This window comes from Streptomyces sp. NPDC046862 (assembly GCF_040704615.1).
Taxonomy (GTDB): domain Bacteria; phylum Actinomycetota; class Actinomycetes; order Streptomycetales; family Streptomycetaceae; genus Streptomyces.
On the sequence record NZ_JBEYXP010000007.1, the window covers coordinates 177,611 to 195,908 of the forward strand.

The 18,298-nt window shown below is 70.1% G+C and carries 18 protein-coding genes and 1 tRNA gene; 9 read left to right on the plus strand and 10 right to left on the minus strand.

All coding sequences use genetic code 11. The annotated features are described in order from the left end of the window. Window positions 1–70 precede the first annotated feature (70 nt). The 3 genes from AB0959_RS10155 to nth form a co-directional block, all read right to left on the minus strand. The gene (locus AB0959_RS10155; RefSeq protein WP_366825870.1) at window positions 71–1,270 is read right to left on the minus strand and encodes a MarP family serine protease; all 1,200 of its coding nucleotides are present in this window, start codon (window positions 1,268–1,270) and stop codon (window positions 71–73) included. Between the two features lie 129 nt (window positions 1,271–1,399). Next, window positions 1,400–2,062, minus strand: a complete 663-nt coding sequence (locus AB0959_RS10160) for a CoA pyrophosphatase (RefSeq protein ID WP_366825979.1) — start codon at window positions 2,060–2,062, stop codon at window positions 1,400–1,402. Window positions 2,063–2,258: 196 nt separating this feature from the next. Then, window positions 2,259–3,239 carry an endonuclease III gene (nth, locus tag AB0959_RS10165; RefSeq protein WP_366825871.1) on the minus strand — a complete coding sequence of 327 codons (981 nt, stop codon included), beginning with the start codon at window positions 3,237–3,239 and terminating at the stop codon, window positions 2,259–2,261. Window positions 3,240–3,580: 341 nt separating this feature from the next. Between nth and AB0959_RS10170 the strand changes: the two genes are divergently transcribed. Next, a complete protein-coding gene (locus AB0959_RS10170) occupies window positions 3,581–4,255 on the plus strand; it encodes a Crp/Fnr family transcriptional regulator (RefSeq protein ID WP_054215949.1) in 675 nt (224 codons plus the stop codon). Window positions 4,256–4,381: 126 nt separating this feature from the next. Further along, entirely contained in the window at window positions 4,382–5,209 is an 828-nt protein-coding gene (locus AB0959_RS10175) for a nucleotidyltransferase domain-containing protein (protein ID WP_366825872.1), read from the plus strand. A gap of 87 nt (window positions 5,210–5,296) precedes the next feature. On the opposite strand, the gene AB0959_RS10180 is transcribed toward AB0959_RS10175, so the two are convergent. The 4 genes from AB0959_RS10180 to AB0959_RS10195 all read right to left on the minus strand — a co-directional run bounded on the left by AB0959_RS10180 (window position 5,297) and on the right by AB0959_RS10195 (window position 7,900). Then, on the minus strand, window positions 5,297–6,127 hold the full coding sequence (locus tag AB0959_RS10180) for an MBL fold metallo-hydrolase (RefSeq protein WP_366825873.1): 831 nt from the start codon (window positions 6,125–6,127) through the stop codon (window positions 5,297–5,299). A gap of 25 nt (window positions 6,128–6,152) precedes the next feature. Then, on the minus strand, window positions 6,153–7,034 hold the full coding sequence (locus AB0959_RS10185) for an NUDIX hydrolase (RefSeq protein WP_366825874.1): 882 nt from the start codon (window positions 7,032–7,034) through the stop codon (window positions 6,153–6,155). A 240-nt stretch (window positions 7,035–7,274) separates the two neighbouring features. Continuing rightward, on the minus strand, window positions 7,275–7,742 hold the full coding sequence (locus AB0959_RS10190; protein ID WP_366825875.1) for a RidA family protein: 468 nt from the start codon (window positions 7,740–7,742) through the stop codon (window positions 7,275–7,277). Beyond that, a complete protein-coding gene (locus tag AB0959_RS10195; protein WP_366825876.1) occupies window positions 7,739–7,900 on the minus strand; it encodes a DUF4177 domain-containing protein in 162 nt (53 codons plus the stop codon). The genes AB0959_RS10190 and AB0959_RS10195 overlap by 4 nt, the downstream gene beginning before the upstream one ends. A 106-nt stretch (window positions 7,901–8,006) precedes the next feature. Between AB0959_RS10195 and AB0959_RS10200 the strand changes: the two genes are divergently transcribed. Together AB0959_RS10200 and AB0959_RS10205 are read left to right on the plus strand one after the other, a co-directional pair. Further along, window positions 8,007–8,984, plus strand: coding sequence for an ArsA-related P-loop ATPase (locus AB0959_RS10200; protein ID WP_366825877.1), 978 nt, complete (start codon window positions 8,007–8,009; stop codon window positions 8,982–8,984). Next, window positions 8,981–10,633 carry an ArsA-related P-loop ATPase gene (locus AB0959_RS10205; protein WP_366825878.1) on the plus strand — a complete coding sequence of 551 codons (1,653 nt, stop codon included), beginning with the start codon at window positions 8,981–8,983 and terminating at the stop codon, window positions 10,631–10,633. Before AB0959_RS10200 ends, AB0959_RS10205 begins: the two co-directional genes overlap by 4 nt. Window positions 10,634–10,821: 188 nt before the next feature. Here AB0959_RS10205 and wblA read toward each other — a convergent pair whose 3' ends face one another. Then, a complete protein-coding gene (gene wblA / locus AB0959_RS10210) occupies window positions 10,822–11,160 on the minus strand; it encodes a transcriptional regulator WblA (protein ID WP_194238732.1) in 339 nt (112 codons plus the stop codon). 408 nt (window positions 11,161–11,568) lie between these two features. Between wblA and AB0959_RS10215 the strand changes: the two genes are divergently transcribed. Next, window positions 11,569–13,836, plus strand: coding sequence for a transglycosylase domain-containing protein (locus AB0959_RS10215; RefSeq protein WP_366825879.1), 2,268 nt, complete (start codon window positions 11,569–11,571; stop codon window positions 13,834–13,836). Window positions 13,837–14,033: 197 nt separating this feature from the next. On the opposite strand, the gene AB0959_RS10220 is transcribed toward AB0959_RS10215, so the two are convergent. Beyond that, window positions 14,034–14,501, minus strand: a complete 468-nt coding sequence (locus tag AB0959_RS10220; protein WP_366825880.1) for a GatB/YqeY domain-containing protein — start codon at window positions 14,499–14,501, stop codon at window positions 14,034–14,036. A gap of 133 nt (window positions 14,502–14,634) precedes the next feature. On the opposite strand from AB0959_RS10220, the gene AB0959_RS10225 reads away from it, so the two are divergent. From AB0959_RS10225 to AB0959_RS10235, 3 genes are all read left to right on the plus strand, one after another. Further along, complete coding sequence (locus tag AB0959_RS10225; protein ID WP_366825881.1) at window positions 14,635–15,561, plus strand: metallophosphoesterase; 927 nt, start codon at window positions 14,635–14,637, stop codon at window positions 15,559–15,561. 85 nt (window positions 15,562–15,646) lie between these two features. Beyond that, window positions 15,647–16,447 carry a Pr6Pr family membrane protein gene (locus tag AB0959_RS10230; RefSeq protein ID WP_366825883.1) on the plus strand — a complete coding sequence of 267 codons (801 nt, stop codon included), beginning with the start codon at window positions 15,647–15,649 and terminating at the stop codon, window positions 16,445–16,447. A gap of 91 nt (window positions 16,448–16,538) precedes the next feature. Next, a tRNA-Pro gene (locus AB0959_RS10235) sits at window positions 16,539–16,612 on the plus strand. Window positions 16,613–16,716: 104 nt separating this feature from the next. Here the strand turns inward: AB0959_RS10235 and AB0959_RS10240 are convergent. Then, entirely contained in the window at window positions 16,717–17,424 is a 708-nt protein-coding gene (locus AB0959_RS10240) for an alpha/beta hydrolase (RefSeq protein ID WP_366825884.1), read from the minus strand. A gap of 126 nt (window positions 17,425–17,550) precedes the next feature. On the opposite strand from AB0959_RS10240, the gene AB0959_RS10245 reads away from it, so the two are divergent. Next, a complete protein-coding gene (locus AB0959_RS10245) occupies window positions 17,551–18,120 on the plus strand; it encodes a helix-turn-helix domain-containing protein (protein WP_366825885.1) in 570 nt (189 codons plus the stop codon). The last annotated feature ends 178 nt before the right edge of the window (window positions 18,121–18,298 follow it).

An 18,298-nucleotide genomic window follows, 5' to 3' on the forward strand; every position in this document is an offset into this window, starting at 1 on the left:
GACCGGCCGCCGGCTCGGTGACCGGCTGCCGGCTCGGTGACCAGCGACCGCTCAGTGACTGGCTCAGTGCCTAGAGGGCGCAGCTGTCGCTGTCCACCTGCTGGTTGGCCGTACGGCCCTTGGTGATGTCCTCCTGGACCTCGTCCACGGTCAGCGCGTACCCCGTGGCGGGGTCGTCGAGGGACTTCGCGAAGACCACGCCGTAGACCTTGCCGTCGGGCGTGAGCAGCGGGCCGCCGGAGTTGCCCTGGCGGACGGTCGCGTAGAGCGAGTACACGTCGCGGTTGACGGTGCCGCGGTGGTAGATGTCCGGGCCGTTGGCGTCGATGCGGCCCCGTACACGCGCGGGGCGCACGTCGTACGCCCCGTTCTCGGGGAAGCCCGCCACGATCGCGCTGTCGCTGCTGTTGGCGTCCTTGGCCGAGAACTTCAGCACGGGCGCGTTCAGGTTGGGCACGTCCAGTACGGCGATGTCGCGCTCCCAGTCGTAGAGGACGACCGTGGCGTCGTACCTGCGGCCCTCGCCCCCTATCTGGACGGTGGGCTCGTCGACGCCGCCGACCACGTGGGCGTTGGTCATCACGCGGCGCTGGCCGAAGACGAATCCGGTGCCCTCGAGGACCTTGCCGCAGCTCTCGGCGGTGCCCATGACCTTGACGATGGACCTCTTGGCCTGCTGGGCGACCGGGCTGTTCGCCAGCTTCGGGTCGGGCGGCTCGACATCGGTGATCTTCTCGTTCGAGAACGGGCTGAAGACCTGCGGGAAGCCGTTCTGCGCGAGGACCGAGGAGAAGTCGGCGAACCACGTGTTGGCCTGGTCCGGGAGGGCATTCGACACGCCGTGGAGCACCTTGGAGCCCCGCACCTCCTTGCCGAGCGTGGGCAGCGTCGTCTGGGCGAGCGCGGAACCGATCAGCCAGGCGACCAGGAGCATCGCCACCACGTTGACGAGGGCGCCGCCGGTGGCGTCGAGGGCGCGGGCCGGGGACCAGGTGATGTACCGGCGGAGCTTGCTGCCCCAGTGCGTGGTCAGCGCCTGGCCGACGGACGCGCAGACGATGACGACGATCACCGCCACGACGGCGGCGGTCGTGCCCACCTCCGCGTCGTTGGTCAGCGCGTCCCAGATGACCGGGAGCAGATAGACCGCGACGAGGCCGCCGCCGAGGAAGCCGATCACCGAGAGGATGCCGACGACGAAGCCCTGGCGGTAGCCCACGATCGCGAACCACACGGCGGCGACCAGCAACAGGATGTCCAGCACGTTCACTGCTTCAAGCCTCGCCTCGTCACCTTGCGCGCCTCGCGTTCGCCGATCCCCGGGCGGGGGACGGGCCCACCGCACAACAACACACGGGCGCGGCGTCCCCCGGAAAAACACACCACGGGTGCCACCCTGTCATGCGCGCCAGTCGAGCGGGACCTGCTTGTCCCGGTCCCAAGGTCGCTCCCAGCCCGCGAAGTGCAGCAGACGGTCGATGATTCCGGCCGTGAATCCCCACACCAGGGCCGATTCGACCAGAAATGCCGGGCCTCTGTGGCCGCTGGGGTGGACGGTGGTGGCGCGGTTGGCGGGGTCCGTGAGATCCGCCACGGGGACGGTGAAGACGCGGGCGGTCTCGTTCGGATCGACGACTCCCACCGGGCTCGGCACCCGCCACCAGCCCAGAACAGGAGTGACCACGAAGCCGCTCACGGGGATGTACAGCGCGGGCAGCACGCCGAACAGCTGGACGCCGCTCGGGTCCAGCCCCGTCTCCTCCTCGGCCTCGCGGAGAGCGGCCCGCAGCGGCCCTTCGGCCTTCGGGTCGCCGTCCTCGGGGTCGAGGGCACCGCCGGGGAAGGAGGGCTGGCCCGCGTGCGACCGCAGTGAGCTCGCCCGCTCCATGAGCAGCAGTTCGGGCCCGCGCTCACCCTCGCCGAACAGGATGAGCACGGCGGACTGCCGGCCCGCTCCGTCCGCGGGCGGCAGGAACCTGCTGAGCTGCGGCGGCTCCACCGTCTCGACAGCGTGGACCACCGGGTCCAGCCAGCCAGGGAGGCCGTCCTTGCTCAGCACCAGCTGTCCGGTGTGCGTTTTGCTCGTTGTCGTGTTGCTCGTTGCCGTGTCGCTCGTGTGCGTGCTGCTCGCGCGCGTCATCGCCACCCCCGTCGCTCTGCCGATCCCAACGCACACGTGACCGCGGATCGTTCCGCGGGTCCCTCGTGTGGGTGGCGTGCCCTACGGGCACCGTCCAGGGTTCCTGCCGTACGGGCCGTCATCCGGCCCCCAGCGCCGGTGCCGGGATGCCGCCCGCGTCCAGGTACGCCTGCGGGGGCTTGAGGCGCTGGCCGGGGAAGCCGCCCTTCTCGTACTTCAGGAGCTTCCTCGCCTTCTCCGGGTCCGTCTCGCCCTCGCCGTAGGCCGGGCAGAGCGGTGCGATGGGGCAGGCGCCGCACGCGGGCTTGCGGGCGTGGCAGATACGGCGGCCGTGGAAGATCACGTGGTGCGAGAGCATCGTCCAGTCGCTCTTCGGGAAGAGCGCGCCGACGGCTGCCTCGATCTTGTCCGGGTCGGTCTCCTCGGTCCACCGCCAGCGCCGGACGAGCCGCTGGAAGTGCGTGTCCACGGTGATCCCGGGCCGCCCGAAGGCGTTGCCGAGCACCACGAAGGCGGTCTTCCGGCCGACGCCGGGCAGCTTGACCAGGTCCTCCAGCCGCCCGGGCACCTCTCCGCCGAAATCCTCCACGAGGGATTTCGACAGCCCCATGACCGACTTGGTCTTGGCTCGGAAGAAGCCGCACGGCCGCAGGATCTCCTCGACCTCCTCGGGGTTGGCCGCGGCCAGGTCCTCCGGGGTCGGGTACTTCGCGAAGAGCGCCGGCGTCGTCTGGTTCACGCGCAGATCGGTGGTCTGGGCCGACAGGACCGTGGCCACGATCAGCTGGAAGGAGTTCTCGAAGTCCAGCTCCGGGTGGGCGTACGGGTAGACCTCGGCGAGTTCGCGGTTGACGCGGCGGGCGCGGCGCACGAGCGCGGTGCGCGACTCGTTCTTCGGTGGCTTCTTGGCGCCGCCGGTCCTGCCGCCCGGCGCTTCCCCGGTGGAGGTCTTCTTCGGGGCGGCGGCTTCCTTGGCGGCGGCTTCCTTCGCGGCGGCGGCCTTCTTCGCGGCGGAGGCCTTCTTCCTGGCCGGAGCGGCCTTCTTCGCGGCGGCTCTGCGGACGACCTTCTCGGCAGCCTCCTCAGCAGCGGCGGCCATCGCGCCCGGCCCCGCCTTTGTCGCCTTTGCCGTTTTCTCCGTTGCCGCGGGACCTTGTTCGCCCACAGCGGAATCGCGACGTACAACCACCCGCCCAGCCCCCTTGGCCTGTGCTCTCACCGGCGATTTGGATACCCGGCCAGCCTAAAGCCCGGCACCGACATCCGCCCCGGACCCACAAGATCGGCCGCCAATTGGACCCCTGCCGGGCATGGGGGCACACCTGTGCGGCATCCTTGTGACAGATCACACTGTTTGGACCGTCCGGCAAAATGGGGAGCACGGTCCCCTGGTACCACGGGGAGCAAGATCCCCTGAGCAGGTCGACAAGGAGAGAACTCGTGGACGACGTTCTGCGGCGCAATCCGCTCTTCGCGGCGCTCGACGACGAGCAGGCCGCGGAGCTCCGCGCCTCCATGAGTGAGGTGACCCTCGCGCGCGGTGACGCCCTGTTCCATGAGGGCGACCCGGGTGACCGCCTGTACGTGGTCACCGAGGGCAAGGTCAAGCTCCACCGCACGTCCCCCGACGGCCGCGAGAACATGCTGGCCGTCGTCGGACCCGGTGAGCTCATCGGCGAACTGTCGCTGTTCGACCCGGGCCCGCGTACGGCGACGGCCACCGCACTCACCGAGGTCAAGCTGCTCGGCCTCGGCCACGGCGACCTCCAGCCCTGGCTGAACGCCCGCCCGGAGGTGGCCGGAGCCCTGCTGCGCGCGGTCGCCCGCCGACTGCGCAAGACCAACGACCAGATGTCCGACCTGGTGTTCTCGGACGTCCCCGGCCGCGTGGCCCGTGCGCTCCTGGACCTCTCGCGCCGCTTCGGCGTGCAGTCCGAGGAGGGCATCCACGTCGTGCACGACCTCACGCAGGAGGAGCTCGCGCAGCTGGTCGGCGCTTCGCGCGAGACGGTCAACAAGGCTCTCGCCGACTTCGCCGGCCGTGGCTGGCTGCGCCTGGAGGCCCGCGCGGTGATCCTCCTGGACGTCGAGCGCCTCGCCAAGCGTTCCCGCTGACCTCCGGTATCCGGACGGGGTCCCGCCTCTTCGAGGGTGGGGCCCCGTTCTGGTTCCAGCGGCGGACAGGGGTCGTACGGCGAAAATCACCTGTCCGCCAGCCCCCACCAGAGGCACAGTGGGCACATGGCCGAAACAGAGCGCCCCAGAGGACTCGACAGCCAGGGCTGCATCGAGCGGGAGGGGTCGCTCGGGCGGACCCCCACCGCGTTCCGTCCCGTGGTCGCCACCGCACGCGACCGGATCCTCGACACCTTCGGCGCCCGCCTGCACAGCGCGTACCTCTACGGTTCGATCCCGCGCGGCACCGCACGGGTGGGACGCAGCGACCTCGACCTGCTCCTGGCCCTCCACCAGGAACCCGCGGACGCGGACCGCGCGGCGGCCCGCGCCCTCGACGAGGCGCTCGACAAGGAGTTCCCGCAGATCAACGGCTCCGGCACCCTGCTCGTCAGCCGTACGCAGGTGCTGAGCGACCTGGAGCGCTACGACCTCGGCTGGTTCGTCGCCTGCCTGTGCACGCCTCTCCTGGGCGAGGACCTCGCCGAGTTCCTCCCGCGCTACCGCCCGGACTCCCTCCTCGCGCGCGAGACCAACGGCGACCTCGCGCTGTACCTGGAGCGGTGGCGCAGGCGGATCGAGGAGGTGACCGGGGACGCGGCCGGAGAGGATGCCCGCCGCGCCCTGGTCCGCGGCGCCTCCCGCCACCTGGTCCGCACCGGATTCACCCTGGTCATGCCCCGCTGGAACGGCTGGACCAGCGACCTCCACGAGATGGCCGACGTGTTCGGGCAGTACTACCCGGAGCGTGCAGGGCAGATGCGGTCGGCGGCGATCGCGGCGTACGAGCCGAGCGCCGATCCGGCCGTCGTGCGTTCGTACGTGGACGACATCGGGCCATGGCTCACCGAGGAGTACGCGCGCGTGCACGGCGTCAAGGCACCGCGCCCCTGAACCCCACTCTCCGCAGCTCTGCTCGGCTCTCGGCGGCTCTCGGCGGCTCTCCGCGGCTCTCGGCGGCTCTCCGAAGGATTGCTGCCCTCAGATCAGCCCGTGCTCCGACAGGTAGTCCAGCTGCGCCCGCACCGACAGCTCGGCCGCCGGCCACAGCGACCGGTCCACGTCCGCGTACACGTGGGCCACGATCTCACCCGCCGTGCGGTAGCCGTCCTCGACCGCCGTCTCGACCTGGGCGAGCCGGTTGGCGCGATGGGCGAGGTAGAACTCCACGGCACCCTGGGCGTCGTCGAGGACGGGACCGTGGCCCGGGAGGACGGTGTGCACGCCGTCGTCGGTGGTCAGCGACCGGAGCCGCCGCAGGGAGTCGAGATAGTCCCCGAGACGGCCGTCAGGGTGGGCCACGACCGTCGTTCCGCGCCCCAGGATGGTGTCACCCGTCAGAACGGCCTGATCGGCCGGGAGATGGAAGCACAGCGAGTCGGCGGTGTGCCCGGGGGTGGAGACGACCCGCAGCTCCAGTCCGCCGACGGTCACCACGTCGCCCGCGCCCAGGCCCTCGTCCCCGAGCCGCAGCGCCGGGTCCAGTGCGCGCACCTTGGTCCCCGTCAGCTCGGCGAACCGCGACGCGCCCTCCGCGTGGTCGGGGTGCCCGTGGGTGAGCAGTGTCAGCGCGATCCGTTTTCCGGCCTTCTCCGCCGTGTCGACGACGTTCCGCAGATGCCCGTCGTCCAGTGGCCCGGGGTCCACGACGACCGCCTGCGCGGAGTCGGGTTCGGACAGGATCCAGGTGTTCGTGCCGTCGAGGGTCATCGCGGACGCGTTGGGCGCGAGCACGTTGACCGCCCGCGGGGTGGCGAGGCCTGAGAGGACCCCGCCCCTGGGCTGGCCGGGAAGCGCGGCGGCGTCCGTCATGCGAAAGCCTCTTCCAGGACGTTGCTCATGCGGAGGTTCCCCCCGTCGGGATGTGCTTGGTGAACTCGTCGTGACCGGGCCAGGACAGGACGATCTCGCCGTCCTCCAGGCGTGCCTCGGCCAGGACCGGGGTCATGTCACGGCCGGGCGCGGCGGCCAGCGCATCCGCGGCCGTGGCGTACGGGGCGAGCTGGCGCAGGGTCGCGATGGTGGGCGGCATCATCAGCAGCTCGCCCTTGTCGTAGCCCTCGGCCGCGTCCCGGGGACGGATCCACACGGTGCGGTCGGCCTCCGTGGAGGCGTTGCGCGTGCGCTGCCCCTCGGGGAGGGCGGCCACGAAGAACCAGGTGTCGTAGCGGCGGGGCTCGAACTCCGGGGTGATCCACCGGGTCCACACGCCGAGGAGGTCCGAGCGGAGCACCAGTCCCCTGCGCTCCAGGAACTCCGCGAAGGACAGGTCACGGGCGGCCACGGCGGCGCGGTCCGCCTCCCAGTCCTCCCCCGTCGTGTCGCCGACCACGGAATCGGCGGTCGGGCCCGCGAGGAGGACGCCTGCCTCCTCGTACGTCTCCCGTACGGCCGCGCAGACGACGGCCTGGGCGCCGGTCTCGTCGACCCCCAGCCGGTCCGCCCACCACGCGCGCGTGGGGCCCGCCCAGCGGATGTGGCGCTCGTCGTCGCGGGGGTCCACGCCACCGCCCGGGTACGCGTACGCGCCTCCGGCGAAGGCCATGGAGGCGCGTCTGCGCAGCATGTGCACCACGGGGGTGCCGGCGGTGTCCTTGAGCAGGATGACCGTGGCCGCCCTCTTCGGGACGACCGGGGTGAGGGTGCCCTCCGCCAGCGCGCGGATGCGTTCCGGCCACTCCGGCGGGTACCACTGACCGTTCGCCTGAACGTTCGCCATGGCCGGAGGCTATCCCGTAGTGCGCTGATGTTCGAGAGGCAACAATCGGTTGCTCCAGAGACCCGGGTTAAGGACTGATGCTCCTGGTCACGCGTCTCCCGCTGCGGACGCTCACGCCCGGCACGCACCCGCCACGAACGCTCACGCCCGGAACACACCCGCCACGAACCCTCACGCCCGGAACACATCCACCACGAACGACGGCGCCGCGCCCGGCAGGGCTGCCGCCGGAGCCGGCGGTCAGCCCTCGGTCAGCTCCACCTGGATCTCGACCTCCACCGGCGCGTCCAGCGGGAGCACGGCCACGCCGACGGCGCTGCGGGCGTGGACGCCCTTGTCGCCGAGGACCGCGCCGAGCAGTTCGCTGGCGCCGTTCAGGACGGCGGGCTGGCCCGTGAAGTCGGCGGCCGAGGCGACGAAGCCCACGACCTTCACCACGCGCGCCACGCGGTCGAGGTCACCGGCGACGGACTTGACCGCGGCGAGCGCGTTGAGCGCACAGGTGCGGGCCAGTTCCCTGGCCTCCTCCGGGGTGACCTCGGCACCGACCTTGCCGGTGACCGGCAGCTTGCCGTCCACCATGGGCAGCTGGCCGGCCGTGTACACGTACACGCCCGACCGCACGGCGGGCTGGTACGCGGCGAGCGGCGGGACGACCTCCGGCAGCGTCAGTCCGAGCTCGGCCAGCTTCGCCTCGACGGCGCTCACGCCTGCTTCTCCCGCTTCAGGTAGGCCACGAGCTGCTCGGGGTTGTTCGGCCCGGGCACGACCTGGACGAGCTCCCAGCCGTCCTCGCCCCAGGTGTCCAGAATCTGCTTCGTGGCATGGACGAGCAGCGGCACGGTTGCGTATTCCCACTTAGGCATGTGGTCGACTCTAGCCGCTGCGCCGTACGGCTCATGCGGCCGACCGCAGCCACGTTATCCACAGCCTCCCGCGTAGCCCGGACACGGACTGGTTAGGCTCGAAGGCGTGAGCAGGCTCCAGGTCGTCAGCGGCAAGGGCGGTACCGGCAAGACCACGGTCGCCGCAGGACTCGCGCTCGCCCTCGCGACCGAGGGCAAGCGCACTCTCCTCGTCGAGGTGGAGGGCAGACAGGGCATCGCGCAGGTCTTCGAGACGGAAGCGCTGCCGTACGAGGAACGGAAGATCGCCGTGGCCCCGGGCGGTGGTGAGGTGTACGCGCTCGCCATCGATCCCGAACTGGCCCTTCTGGACTACCTCCAGATGTTCTACAAACTGGGCGGCGCGGGTCGTGCCCTGAAGAAGCTCGGCGCCATCGACTTCGCCACCACCATCGCGCCGGGCCTCAGGGACGTGCTCCTGACCGGCAAGGCGTGCGAGGCGGTGCGCCGCAAGGACAAGAACGGCCGCTTCGCATACGACTACGTGGTGATGGACGCGCCGCCCACGGGCCGCATCACCCGCTTCCTGAACGTGAACGACGAGGTGGCGGGCCTGGCCAAGATCGGCCCGATACACAATCAGGCCCAGGCCGTGATGCGCGTCCTGAAGTCCCGCGAGACCGCCGTGCACCTGGTGACGCTCCTGGAGGAGATGCCCGTCCAGGAGACCGCGGACGGCATCGCGGAGCTGCGCTCGGCCCGGCTGCCGGTGGGCCGGATCATCGTGAACATGGTGCGTCCCGCCGTGCTCGACGGCGGGGACCTGGAGTTCCTTCAGGGCGCGTCCCGTCCCTCCCTCGCCAGGTCGCTCTCTGCGGCCGGGCTCGGCGGAGCGCGGCGCGGCGGCAACGCCGAGCGGCTCGTGGAGCCGCTGCTGGAGCAGGCCGCCGAGTACGCCGAGCGCCACACCCTGGAGCACGAGCAGCGGGCCGTGCTGCGGGAGCTGGGCCTGCCACTGCACGAACTCCCGCTGCTCGCCGAGGGCATGGATTTGGCGGGCCTGTACGAACTGGCCACGGAACTGCGTCAGCAAGGGATCTCATGAGTCCGGACCCGGCCTCCACGCACAGCTCGGCCTCCACGCACGACTCGGCACACCCGCACGACCCTCACGACCCTCACGACCCGCACGACCCGCACGACCCGCACGACCCGCATCGAGCGATCGACTCCACGCGCGCCCTGGCGGTCGATCCGCTGATCGACGACCCGAAGACCCGCATCGTGGTGTGCTGCGGCTCGGGGGGCGTCGGCAAGACGACCACCGCGGCGGCCCTGGGCCTGCGTGCCGCCGAGCGCGGCCGCAAGGTCGTGGTGCTCACCATCGACCCGGCCCGCAGGCTGGCGCAGTCCATGGGCATCGACTCGCTGGACAACGTGCCGCGCCGGGTGAAGGGCATCGCCGACACCTCCGGCGGCGAACTGCACGCCATGATGCTCGACATGAAGCGCACCTTCGACGAGATCGTCGAGGCGCACGCGGACCCCGAGCGGGCGGCCGCCATCCTGGGCAACCCCTTCTACCAGTCGCTCTCGGCGGGCTTCGCGGGCACGCAGGAGTACATGGCGATGGAGAAGCTGGGGCAGCTGCGCGCGCGGGACGAGTGGGACCTGATCGTCGTCGACACGCCGCCGTCGCGCTCCGCGCTGGACTTCCTGGACGCCCCGAAGCGGCTCGGGTCCTTCCTGGACGGGAAGCTGATCCGGGTGCTGCTGGCGCCGGCGAAGGTGGGCGGGCGCGCGGGGATGAAGTTCCTGAACGTCGGGATGTCGATGATGACGGGCGCCCTGGGCAAGCTCCTGGGGGGCCAGCTCCTGAAGGACGTTCAGACCTTCGTGGCCGCCATGGACTCGATGTTCGGCGGGTTCCGCACGCGCGCGGACGCCACGTACAAGCTGCTGCAGGCGCCCGGTACGGCGTTCCTGGTGGTGGCGGCTCCGGAGCGGGACGCGCTGCGCGAGGCCGCGTACTTCGTGGAGCGCCTGGCCGCCGAGGACATGCCGCTGGCCGGTCTGGTGCTCAACCGGGTCCATGGCAGCGGCGCCGCCCAGCTGTCCGCCGAGCGCGCGCTCGCCGCCGCGGAGAACCTCGACCTCGCCGTCGACCCCGCGGATCGCCCAGACCTCACGGATCACCCGGATCGTCCAGACCTCACGGATCGTCCAGACCTCACGGATCATCCGGACCCCGCGGATCACCCGGACCTCGCCGCGCCGGAGCCGGCGACAGCCGGTACGAGCACGGCCGATTCCGCCGACCCCGCCGATCCGGCCGATCCCGTCGCCGCGGAAAATCTTGCCGATCCCCGCATTGTCGATCAGGTTGACGGGAAAGTAGGACTTCGTAACTCTCCCGACACGTACGGCAGTTCAGAATCTCCCGCATCCGAGGGTCACGAATCCGAGGTTCCCGCACCCGAAGCAGGCTCCCCCGCCGCAGACCGGGCCACCGCGGACCGGACGGACCGGACCGTCGACCAACTCGCCGCAGGCCTTTTGAGGTTGCACGCCGAGCGCATGCAGCTGCTCTCGCGCGAGCAGCGCACACGCGACCGCTTCACCGCGCTCCACCCCGAGGTGGCCGTGGCCGAAGTGGCCGCGCTGCCCGGCGACGTCCATGACCTCGCGGGACTGCGGGACATCGGGGACCGACTCGCGGCCATACGGCCCGAGCTTCCCACCACCGGCGCCTGAGCGTCCGGCACACGTCGGCACATACGCCCGGTACACACCGGTACACAACCGCTTCGGAGACCTACGGACGGTTCGGAGACCTACGGAGACCTGGGGCACCCGGAAGCCGGCACACCTGCCCGACGCGCCGGCACCACAAGGGCGCCCTCAGTGAATCCGGCAGCGAACTCAGCCCGCTCTCGGCTCGCTCAGCTCACCGCCGCGTAGTTCTCGTACACCTCTTCCTCGTCGAGGGGCAGCAGGCCCGCACCGCGCTCGTACTCCGTACGCGCGGTCTCCAGCAGCCTGCGCCACGACGTGACGGTCGGACGCCTGCGCAGCAGTGCGCGGCGCTCGCGCTCCGTCATGCCTCCCCACACGCCGAACTCGACGCGGTTGTCGAGCGCGTCGGCCAGGCATTCCGTGCGTACCGGACATCCGGTGCACACCGCCTTGGCCCTGTTCTGCGCTGCTCCCTGAACGAACAGTTCATCCGGATCGGTAGTGCGGCAGGCAGCCTGCGCACTCCAGTCGGTTACCCAGCCCATACCGGCGCCGTCCTCTCCCGAATCGAGGCTCCCCCACGGCGGCAGCGGCATATTCACCGCCGCCAGTTGAGGACGTTACGGAAGGTGGGCACAGCGCAACACCCCCTTCGGGCCCAATCTTGAATGGCCCGAACGGACTATGGGTAAGCGGCAGATCACCCGCGGGAGTGACCTGAGGACATACGTGACTTTCCCGCCAGAACGGGACAGTTGCACTGCGACACAACGGACGCCAGGTAACGCATGAGGCGGATTCGGACACGCCCCCGGAAAAAAATGGGGAGAACGTCGCAACGATTCGGGTTCGCCAGACGTACTTGATACGTGGGCCTATTGCTGTGACAGCCGAGAGCAGCTTAGGCCAAGGCATATACGCGTGTCCGGCGAATGAGAACGTAGGCTGCCCTCATGCCAAACAAGCGCTCGGGCGGTGGCCTGTCCTCAACGCAGGCGGCCGCCAAGTTCCTCGGTGTCAGCGTGCTCGCAGGGGCCGTCATGGCGGGCATCGCGCTGCCCGCGGTCGGCGCCCTCGGGCTGTCCGCGAAGGGGTCGGTCGAGGGGTTCGACGAGCTCCCGGCCAATCTGAAGCGCCCACCGCTGAGCCAGCGCACGACGATCCTCGACAGCGACGGCGGCCAGATCGCCACGGTCTACTCGCGTGACCGCACGGTGGTCGAGCTCAAGGACATCGCACCCTCCATGCAGAAGGCGATCGTCGCGATCGAGGACTCGCGCTTCTACCAGCACGGCGCCGTCGACCTGAAGGGCATCCTCCGCGCCCTCAACAAGAACGCGCAGAGCGGTGGTGTCGAGGAGGGCGCGTCCACGCTGACGCAGCAGCTCGTGAAGAACGTCGAGGTGGAGGAGGCCGGCGACGACCCGACGAAGGTCGCGCAGGCCACCCAGCAGACCCTCGGCCGCAAGATCCGCGAGCTGAAGTACGCGATCCAGCTCGAGGAAGAGCTCGGCAAGAAGCAGATCCTGGAGAACTACCTCAACATCACGTTCTTCGGTCAGCAGGCGTACGGCGTCGAGGCCGCCGCCCGGCGCTACTTCTCCAAGTCCGCGAAGGACCTGGACCTCGAGGAGTCCGCGCTCCTCGCCGGCATCGTCCAGTCGCCGACGCGCTACGACCCGATCAACGACGAGGCCGAGGCCAAGAAGCGGCGCAACGTGGTGCTGCAGCGCATGGCCGAGGTCGGCGACATCACCCGGGCGCAGGCGGACAAGGCCCAGAAGGCCCCCCTCGGACTCGACGTCAGCAAGCCGAAGAACGGCTGCATCACGGCGGTCAAGGGCGCCGGATTCTTCTGTGACTACGTGCGCCAGGTGTTCCTGAACACCCCGGTCTTCGGCAAGACCAAGGAGGCCCGGGCCAAGATCTGGAACCAGGGCGGCCTGACGATCCGGACGACGATGGACCCGCAGGCCCAGAAGTCGGTCCAGAACTCGATCAAGGAGCACGTCAACCAGAGCGACAGCGTGGCGACCGCCGCCTCGATCGTCCAGCCCGGCACCGGCAAGATCCTCGCGATGGGCCAGTCCCGCCCGTACGGCATCGACGTCAAGGACAACGAGACGACGCTCAATCTCTCGGTCGACAAGGACATGGGCGGCGGCGCCGGCTACCAGCCCGGTTCGACGTTCAAGCCGATCGTCGCCGCGGCCGCCATCGAGGGTGGCACGCCCGCGACGAAGCGGTTCTCGTCGCCGTACGAGATGGCCTACCCGAGCCCGATCTCGGCCTGCGGCGGCAAGAACTGGGTGAACACCGACGGCGCCAAGCTCACCAACGAGAACAGGGCGGAGGTCGGCCCGTACGGCATGAAGGAGGCGACCGCGAAGTCGGTCAACACCTACTACGTGCAGCTGATCTCCGACATCGGCATCTGCCCGGTCACGAAGATGGCCAAGGAGATGGGCGTGAACCGGGCGGACGGCGGCAAGATGGGCCAGAACCCGTCGATCGCCCTCGGCACCCAGGAGATGTCGCCGCTGACGATGGCGAACGCGTACGCGACCTTCGCCTCACGCGGCATGTACTGCACGCCGGTCGCCATCGAGTCGATCAAGCAGCGCGTCGGCGGGAAGACGAAGTCCCTCCAGGTCCCGAAGTCGACCTGCCACCGCGCGATGTCGGAGACCACCGCCGACACGATCAACACCCTCCTCAAGGGCGTGGTCGAGGACGGTACGGGTACGCAGGCGGGCCTCGGCAGCCGCCCCAGCGCCGGTAAGACCGGTACGACGGACTACCGCTACGCGGCCTGGTTCGTGGGCTACACGCCGAACATGGCGGGCGCCGTCTGGGTCGGCGACCCGGCGCACAAGCGGCGCATGGTCGACATCACCATCGGCGGCGTCTACCGCTCCAAGGTGTACGGCGGTGAGGTTCCCGGCCCGATCTGGCGCGACATGATGTCCGGAGCCTTGCAGGGCTGGGAAGCGCCCAACTTCAACCTGATCAACATCCCCGACGAGCGCAAGCGCGACCGTGACCGCAACAGGGATGACAACAACAACGGAAACGACAAGGGCAACGGCGACAGCGGCGGCCTGGTCGACGGCGGCACCGGCGGTGACTTCCCCACCCCGTCCTTCTCCATCCCGGAGAACCTCTTCCAGGGCCAGGGGAACGGCGGCGGCAACGGGAACGGCGGCGGGTTCGGCCGATAGGCCAACCGGCCGGCGGCTCGTCGGTCCCGATACGGCGGTGGGGCGCCCCTTGCGACAAGGGGCGCCCCACCGCCGTATGGACCGGGCCTCACGGGCACGGGCTCATGGGCACGGGCTCATGGGAACGGGCTCATGGGAACGGGCTCATGGGCACGAACCCACGAACTCATGGGTGGGCCGCCGCCCGGAAGCGCTGCTCAGCCGCCCGCGAGGAGCTGCTTGACCACCGCGGCGACGCGGCCGCCCTCGGCCTGACCGGCCACCTTCGGGTTGACGATCTTCATGACCTGGCCCATGGCGCGCGGCCCCTCGGCACCAGCCGCCTTCGCCTCCTCGACGGCCTGGGCGACGATCTGCTGGAGCTCCTCGTCCGAGAGCTGCTTGGGCAGGTACGTGGCGAGGACCTCGCCCTCCGCCTTCTCCCGCTCGGCCTGCTCGGCCCGGCCACCGTGCGCGAAGGCGTCCGCGGCCTCACGCCGCTTCTTCGCCTCCTTGGTGATCACCTTCAGGACCTCGTCGTCGGAGAGCTGGCGCTTCTCCTTGCCCGCGACCTCCTCCTTGGTGATCGCGGCGAGCGTCAGCCGGAGCGTCGAGGAGCGCAGCTCGTCGCGCTCCTTGATCGCGGCGTTGAGGTCTTCCTGCAGCTTCGACTTGAGCGTGGTCATGGGGTTGATTGTCGCAGGCTCGCGGGGACAAGTGCTCACTGATTTCAGTTGGGGCCACCCGCGACCGGCCGTGATGGTCCACGGTTGTCCACAGGCTGCGCGACGTGTCGTGCGCGTCTGACACGATGGACGTATGCGAGCGCGATACGGAGTACCTCTGAGGATCGCGGCGGTCGGCGCCGCCGGTCTGGTCTATGCGGCGGGGATCGAGCCCCGCTCCTTCCGGCTGCGCCGGGTGACGGTGCCGGTGCTGCCGTCCGGCATGCGGCCGCTGCGCATACTCCAGATCTCCGACATCCACATGGTGAGCGGACAGCGCAAGAAGCAGCGCTGGCTGCGTTCGCTGGCCGGGCTGCGCCCCGACTTCGTCCTCAACACCGGGGACAACCTCTCCGACCCGGAGGGCATCCCCGAGGTACTCGACGCACTGGGCCCGCTGATGGAGTTCCCGGGGGCGTACGTCTTCGGGTCGAACGACTACTACGGCCCGAAGCTCCGCAACCCCGCCCGCTACCTGCTGGAGAAGGCCCAGGGCCGGCACGGCCTGAACGGCAACCCGCCGGCGGTGGGCGTCATCCACAACCCCTGGGAGGAGCTGCGCGACGGCTTCGACACGGCGGGCTGGCTGAACCTCACGAACACGCGCGGGACGCTGAAGATCGACGGCATGCCGGTGGAGCTGACCGGCCTTGACGACCCGCACATCAAGCGGGACCGGTACGCGCGTGTGGCGGGCGGCCCCTCGGAGTCGGCCGACTTCTCGATGGGCGTCGTGCACGCCCCGTACCTGCGCTCCCTGGACGCGTTCACCGCGGACGGCTACCCCCTCGTCCTCGCCGGCCACACGCACGGCGGCCAGCTCTGCATCCCCTTCTACGGCGCGCTCGTGACCAACTGCGACCTGGACACGGACCGTGTGAAGGGCCTGTCCACGCACACGGTGGACGAGCGGACGGCGTACCTGCACGTGTCGGCGGGCTGCGGCGCGGGCCGCTACACGCCCGTACGGTTCGCCTGCCCTCCTGAGGCATCGCTGCTGACGCTGGTGGAACGGAACTAGGGACGGCCCTTGGGCGTCCCCTGGCGTCCCCCAAACGGAGTGCCCCATTTAGCCGGTTTCGTTCCACGCGACCTAGCGTGAACGCATGACCGCACCGATGCCCCGGGACATCCCCGACCTGCCCGCGATACCGGGCATACCCGCGCCGCTGCAGTCCTTCGTCCCCGCCAGCGCGGTACTGACACCCACCCGCCGCCCGATGGCAGCCGCCTTCCGCATGGCGGTGGCACTGACGGCGGCAACGGGAGTGGGCATCGAGCTGTTCCGGGGCAGCCCGCTCCACGTCCTGAGCTACTTCATGATCCAGACCGGCGTCCTGGTGGCGGTGGTCTTCACCCTCTCGGCCTCGCGGGCAGGCAGGGCCCGCCGCCCCCTGCCTCCCCTGGTGACGGGCGGGACCTTGCTGTACGCCGTGATCGCGGCCCTCGTGCACCACGTGATCCTCACCAGGGGCTCGAGCGCGTTCGTCATGACGGGAGCGACCCCGAGCACGGGAACCGGTACAGCGACAGACAAGATCGCCGCACTCGCGGACTGGCCCGTACCGGCCAACCCGCTCCTCCACACGGTGCTCCCCCTCGCGGTGGCCGCGGACTGGCTGCTCCTCACCCGCCCGGCTCCCCTGCGCCCGGCCCACGCGGCGACCTGGCTGCTCTACCCCCTGGCCTACCTGACCTTCACGCTGACGCGCGGCGCGCTGCCCGACGGCTCGCCGGCGTCGTACCTCTACCCGTTCCTGGACGTGGACCAGTACGGCTACAAGAGCGTCCTCGCCAACGCGCTCCTCATCGGCCTCGCCTCCTACGCCCTGGGCCTCCTCCTGGTCGCCCTCGACCACCTCCGCCCCAACCCGGTCCGCCACCGCCACGGCCGCCTGGACTGGTGAGACCACCACGCCTGCCTCCCCTAAAACCGGATTTCGTCTCCGGCCACCAGTGGGCTAAAGTAAACGACGTCGCCGCGACACGCAGCGACATCGGGGTGTAGCGCAGCTTGGCAGCGCGCTTCGTTCGGGACGAAGAGGTCGTGGGTTCAAATCCCGCCACCCCGACAGAGAATCACCAGGTCGGGCAGGTACTCATGCGAGTACCTGCCCGACCTGTTTGCTTCCGCCCTCACTGGAGCCGAAAGTGGCCGTGGTGGTGGCGGGGAGGGTCAGCGGGTGGCCTTGGCGGCCTCGATGATGAGGTCGGCCACGGCGTCGGGCTGCGAGATGGCTACCGCGTGCGACGCCTCCGTGCGTACGACGTGCGATCCGGCGCGCTCGGCCATGAACTCCTGCGCCTGGCTGGGGATGGCATTGTCCTGAGTCGCGATCACTGCCCACGACGGCAGCGTGCGCCAGGCCGGCCGGCCGGAGAGCTCCGCCGTCAGGGCCTGCACGCGCACCGAGCGCTGGGTGACCGCGAGGAGGTCGGTGACCTCGGCAGGCAGGTCACCGGCGATGACGTCCCGGTAGTGCTCAGGCAGGATGCGCAGCTCCGGTTCGCCCTCGTGCTCGGTGGCGATGGTGGTGTCCGGGCCCATCTTGGCGCCCGGGAAGCGAGAGGCGTTCTCCAGGCAGCTCTCGCCCTCGTCGGGCTGGAAGGCGGCCACGTAGACCAGGGCCTCGACGTTCGACGCGTCGCGGGCGGCGCGGGTGATGATCGCGCCGGCGTAGGAGTGGCCGACCAGGACGACCGGGCCGTCCACGGTCTTGGCGACGGTGGCCGCGTAGTGGGCGTCGGACTCCAGGCCGCGGAGCGGGTTCGAGACGGCGAGGGTGGTGTAGCCCTGTGCCTGGAGCTTGGCGATGACGCCCTTCCACATGCCGGAGTCACCGAAGGCGCCGTGGACCAAAACAATCGTGGGGGTGGTACTCATGGGTTCCGTACCTCTCGGAGAGAATGATCGGTCTTTCTGCGAGAAAGACTAGTCGTTCTCCCTGAGGGGCGGCAACGTGACGAGGGCGACCGCCCAGAACGACTGGTCTTTCTCTACGATGGGTGTATGACGACCGCCTCGGAGCTCCACCCCAAGGACCGGCTGCTGCGCACCGCGTCCCGCCTGTTCTACGCGGAGGGCATCCACGCTGTCGGTGTCGAACGCCTCATCACCGAGGCCCAGGTCACGCGCGCCACCTTCTACCGGCACTACCCCAGCAAGGACGACCTGGTCTCCGCTTACCTCACGACGACCGCCGAGGGGATCCGGGACGCCGTCGGCCGTGCGCGAGACGGGAAGTCACCGCGCGAGGCGATCCGTGCGGTGATGGCCGTCCTCGGCGACGCGACCCTCGAAGACGGCTTCCGCGGCTGCCAGTTCCTCAACGCGGCCGCCGAGTACCCCGACCGCACCCATCCGGTGCGCGCGGTCATCGACGACCAGCGCACCTGGCTGTTCGAGGTGTTCCGCGAACTCTCCACCGACCTGGGCCATTCGGACCCCGAGCACGCCGCGCGCCTACTCGTCCTGCTGCACGACGGCGCGTTCCAGGCAGCAGAACTCGGCGACCCGGCGGTCGTCCGCGAAACACTGCGCCGAGCTGTCGACGAGGTGTTCCCGGTTGAGGAGGTCTGACCGAGGCACTGGCATTGGTCGTCAAGCCACTCTCTCTGCCTGACACCACCGCCTGACGCCAACAGCCCGGTACGGTGGCGGTTCAGTACGGGCGCCGGCCGCGTGCTGGTGGGCGCGGACGATCCTAAGTCCACACAGCTCGCGATGATCAACGGTGGCGCCCCCTTCTCCGCCCCGG